The sequence below is a fragment of the Nonomuraea antri genome (genome assembly GCF_013283785.1).
Taxonomy (GTDB): domain Bacteria; phylum Actinomycetota; class Actinomycetes; order Streptosporangiales; family Streptosporangiaceae; genus Nonomuraea; species Nonomuraea antri.
On the sequence record NZ_JABCPZ010000416.1, the window covers coordinates 1 to 4,343 of the forward strand.

The 4,343-nt window shown below is 67.1% G+C and carries 4 protein-coding genes; 3 read left to right on the plus strand and 1 reads right to left on the minus strand.

The window, feature by feature from the left end; translation table 11 throughout:
- The first annotated feature begins 30 nt into the window (after positions 1 to 30).
- On the plus strand, positions 31 to 585 hold the full coding sequence (locus HII36_RS53555; protein WP_173531091.1) for a hypothetical protein: 555 nt from the start codon (positions 31 to 33) through the stop codon (positions 583 to 585).
- Between the two features lie 192 nt (positions 586 to 777).
- On the plus strand, positions 778 to 1,350 hold the full coding sequence (locus HII36_RS53560; RefSeq protein ID WP_173531092.1) for a hypothetical protein: 573 nt from the start codon (positions 778 to 780) through the stop codon (positions 1,348 to 1,350).
- Positions 1,351 to 1,658: 308 nt separating this feature from the next.
- Here HII36_RS53560 and HII36_RS53565 read toward each other — a convergent pair whose 3' ends face one another.
- Positions 1,659 to 2,363 (minus strand): hypothetical protein, encoded by a 705-nt coding sequence (locus HII36_RS53565; protein WP_173531093.1) that lies wholly within the window; start codon positions 2,361 to 2,363, stop codon positions 1,659 to 1,661.
- Positions 2,364 to 2,881: 518 nt separating this feature from the next.
- On the opposite strand from HII36_RS53565, the gene HII36_RS53570 reads away from it, so the two are divergent.
- Positions 2,882 to 3,415: a hypothetical protein gene (locus HII36_RS53570; RefSeq protein WP_173531094.1), complete on the plus strand. Its 534-nt coding sequence runs from the start codon at positions 2,882 to 2,884 to the stop codon at positions 3,413 to 3,415.
- Positions 3,416 to 4,343: the final 928 nt, after the last annotated feature.

Sequence of the window (4,343 nt, forward strand, 5' to 3'; positions counted from 1 at the left end):
CCAGTTCCACGTAAAGGACGGTACCTCTTCATGACCGCTCGCCTGCGTTCCCTCGCTCTGCTGTCCGCCGCCGCCCTGTCCGCGCTGACCATCGGCACCACCGCCGGCGCCAGCATGGCCCAGGCCGCCGAGACCAGCACCAGCACCAACTCCAACACCGATTCTCAGGCTCAGGGCCTGCTCAAGGGCTCGACCACCGCCTCCTACTTCTGGGACGACGCCTCGGGCCGCGCCGGTGACACCGGTCTGCCGGCCGCGGGTAAGCCGATGCAGCAGGGCCTGGTCGCCTCCCCGTCCTGGCCCCTGATGACCGAGGGCTACGTCGTCTACAAGGGCAAGAAGATGCCGTTCTTCGTCGGTGACCGTGGTCCCGGTGATCCCTCCAGCCGTGGTGTGATGCTGGACCTGGACGCCAAGACCTTCGCCGCGCTGACCGGTGGCAAGTTCAACACCGACACCCTGGGTGTGGACGGCGTGGGTGGCGAGGGCCACATCAAGGTCGACTACGTCATCACCAAGTGGGGCGACGGCAAGGGCCTGAAGAACAAGCCGGTCGCGTTCTCCACCGGCGCCTACAAGAAGTAAGCCACGAACAATGCGTAAAGGGCGCTCCCCACACGGGGAGCGCCCTTTCGCATGTCTCCTCACGATGGCCTGAACCGGTATCTTCAGTGCAGCAATGTCGCAAAGCGCAGGGAACGACGCGCCGCGAGACAGGCCGCGAAGTGCGCGGAACTCGAAAGCAGGCGATCCGAGCCGACGTTGGAGTACGTGGCGATGAAGCGCACCATGATCGTGCTAGGGATGCTGGTATTAGGCCTCGGTTCCATCGCGGCGATTCTCCACGTGCGAGGGGAGCAGCCGCAGGCTGCCGATCAGAAGCCGCACAGCTATTTCGAATGCCTGTCGGCCGCCGCCAAGTCGGAATGCGCCCAAGCTTCTCAGGCGGTCGACGACTGCCGAAGCGGCCACGTGGACGACATCGGGCGTTTCAACTGTCGTCAGGTGGTGGAGCTGCACGCGGCCTGTGGTCAAAGGGCGGGAGAGTCGGACGACATGACTTGCCGCCTGTTCGCCCACGACTACCTTGATTGCATCCACGACGGTCACGGAGCCGCTGCCTGCCGTGCGATAGAGAAAACTTTCCTCGCCTGCCTCGACGGCGGTCGGGACGATGTGCCCGCGTGCAAGTCCGCTCGCAGTCGGCGCATGAACTGCCTGTCTCCGAAGAATTTGAACAAGGAGCACTGCCGGCTGTTGAACGAGGAACTCGGGAACGAGACCGAAGGGGCGAGTAGAGGCACTCCGTCCGCAGCCCGGGGGGCACGAGGCGCCCAACCGTCCATCTAAGCCATGTGACTCCGCTGGGCGACACCGCGGTTCAAGAAAGTGTTGAGTACGTACATCGGGTGCCGACGGAACAGACCGCGAAAGCCATCCCGGACTCACTCCCGCACATTTCGCAGCCATCTCGCTGGCCGACGATGGTGGCGACGTCGCCCCAGCCGTCCTCGTCACCGAACGCGATCGGAGATCGCCGTTGATGCCACTGTCACGGCCAGGCAGGCTTCGCGTGACAGCTATCGAGCAGGCACCGCCTGCCGGCGGAGAGCTCTACCGGCTGTCACCGTCCGGACCCGCTGTGCCCATGTCGCCGGTCATGGGTGGTAATGCTGAGAGAGTGTGGTGATCTCCGTGCTGTCCGAGAGGTCGACGGAGGCGGTCTCGAAGGAGCGGAAATGCGGGTCGAGACCACCACGCTCAATGTTCAGCTCGGGCGTGGCGCGCAGCAGCTTGATGAACGCCGCGACGCTGTAGTGCGCAGGCACGGGGCCATTGCTCATGTCCACGAGGATGACCGTGGCTCGGCGGGCCAGCCGATAGGTCCTGGCGGGGCCGGAGCTCGCCATGTAGTAGCCATCGTTGGCGACTTTAGGGCCGCAGACCCGGATGGAGGGCCTGGCCTTCAGCACCACACGATCGCCGTCGACGCTGATGCCGCTGATGCTCAGCACGCCGGGGGCGGGTACGCGGTGTTCGCCGCGACGATCGCAGATCTTGGGGCGCGGACGGGGCCCGATATCGGTGGTCGCCGTCGGCTTGGGAAGGTCCACCGGAGGTGAGGGGGAGGGGGACGCAGGGACGGGCTGCTGCGGCAGTGTGGCCGAGGTGGTCGCGCGACTCTGCGGTGTGACGGTCTGGGTGATGGCAGGCGGTGGCCCGGCTGTCTGGGCCGAACAGCCGACCGCGGCCAGCACCGCGGCCGACAGTGCGATCATGCGTGGTGAGCTCATGGTGAACCCCCGGATCCTGGCGATGCTGATCGTGGGAAGTACGACGACGCATCCCGCCAGAAAGTTCACGCGACGCTCTCGTCCGCCCCTCGCTGGCCGCCTTCACCGCGGCAAGACTCCCGGCAGCCACCTCGCCGGCCTTCATCTACGCAGAGCCATCTTGTGCATCCGATGCCTCCAAGCTCCTCTGAAGATCCGAACCTCCATTCAGCGGCCTGTAGCGGAGACGATGCATGGCGTTCGCTTTACCTAGCCAGGTAGATCATTGCCCGTTTCATGGTGATTCGTTTGCGTTTGTCCGTTTCATGGGGTAGTCTTGTATGTGTTGGTCGGGGAGAGACCCGCAGTTTGCCGAGGCACCCGCACCAACCGCCCGCCCCACCAGGCGGATCCCGGAACCGACACCGGCGACCTACCCAGGCCCGACATCCGGTTCCCTCCCGAGACCCACGTCTCCAGCGCTCCACGCAGCATCAATCCGGCCCTAGCGCGCCAGCGCCCGGATCAGTCGGCTGCGTCTCCATGCAAAGCGAGCGTGTCCGTGTCCTGTGTCCGCCCCAGTTCCACGTAAAGGACGGTACCTCTTCATGACCGCTCGCCTGCGTTCCTTCGCTCTGCTGTCCGCCGCCGCCCTGTCCGCGCTGACCATCGGCACCACCGCCGGCGCCAGCATGGCCCAGGCCGACACCACCACCGACTCCCAGGCTCAGGGTCTGCTCAAGGGCTCGACCACCGCGTCCTACTTCTGGGACGACGCCTCCGGCCGCGCCGGTGACACCGGTCTGCCGGCCGCGGGCAAGCCGATGCAGCAGGGTCTGGTCGCCTCGCCGTCGTGGCCCCTGATGACCGAGGGCTACGTCGTCTACAAGGGCAAGAAGATGCCGTTCTTCGTGGGTGACCGTGGCCCCGGTGATCCCTCCAGCCGTGGTGTGATGCTGGACCTGGACGCCAAGACCTTCGCCGCGCTGACCGGCGGCAAGTTCAACACCGACACCCTGGGTGTCGACGGCGTGGGTGGCGAGGGCCACATCAAGGTCGACTACGTCATCACCAAGTGGGGCGACGGCAAGGGCCTGAAGAACAAGCCCGTCCCGTTCTCCACCGGCGCCTACAAGAAGTAAAGCCACCAACAATGCGTAAAGGGCGCTCCCCACACGGGGAGCGCCCTTTCGCATGTCCCGGCTTGGGTTTGCACCTGGGCACACGAGGTTGACCAGGCGACAACCTGGCGAGGCGGCTCAGGGGATCACGGGAATCACGCCTGGGCGCACGGGCCTGCCCACGCGACGCACAGCCAACCGCTCAGGAACTCGCCACGCAGACACATGAAGATCAGCGGTCTCCCCGCATGACGGGCTCGGCCGTGCTGACCGCCTAACGGCTCGGCCATGCTGACCACCTGACGGCTCGACCACCCCAAGCCTTGGAGGGCTCGCGATGCGGCGGTCTCGATGTGCCCGCCCCCGAAGTTGCGGCAGCCTGTAGGCGGCCAGCGGGTGCCTGCGGCAAGGCGACCACCCGACCCGAATGGCCCGAGGTTCGGCCAATGCAACCCACCAGAAGGCTCGCACACAGCCGCCTCACAGGTGCCCGCCACCGAGAGCGCGCTGCTCACAGGCGGCCAGCCGAGGCCAGCGGCCGCAGGCCGGGCGCCCACCGCTGGCCGCCGGCCTGAGGCGAGCGTCCACGCGGCCGCCTGGCGGCTCGGCCCCGCAGCCACCTATGGACACGCCATCTGTGCCGAGGATGGATGTGCCTGCCACCCGAGTTGCGCGGCCCGCAGACGGCCAGCCCAAGGATCGCGGTGGGGCGGCCGTGTGGTTCGCCTGACCGAGCCAGTCGGTCAGGCGGCCATCCCCCGGGGCACGCCATATGGTGCGCGGATGCGCCCCGCCACCAGGGTGGGGGCCGCAGGCGGATCAGCCAGGGCCTCAGGTCGGCGCGCACGATGGCCGCGAGCCTGACATGGCGTCCCCGCGGGCTGCTGGCGACTCGGTGCCGAAGGGCGCCCGCCCATGCCGTCGCCTCCCGGGACCTATCCCCCGGGCC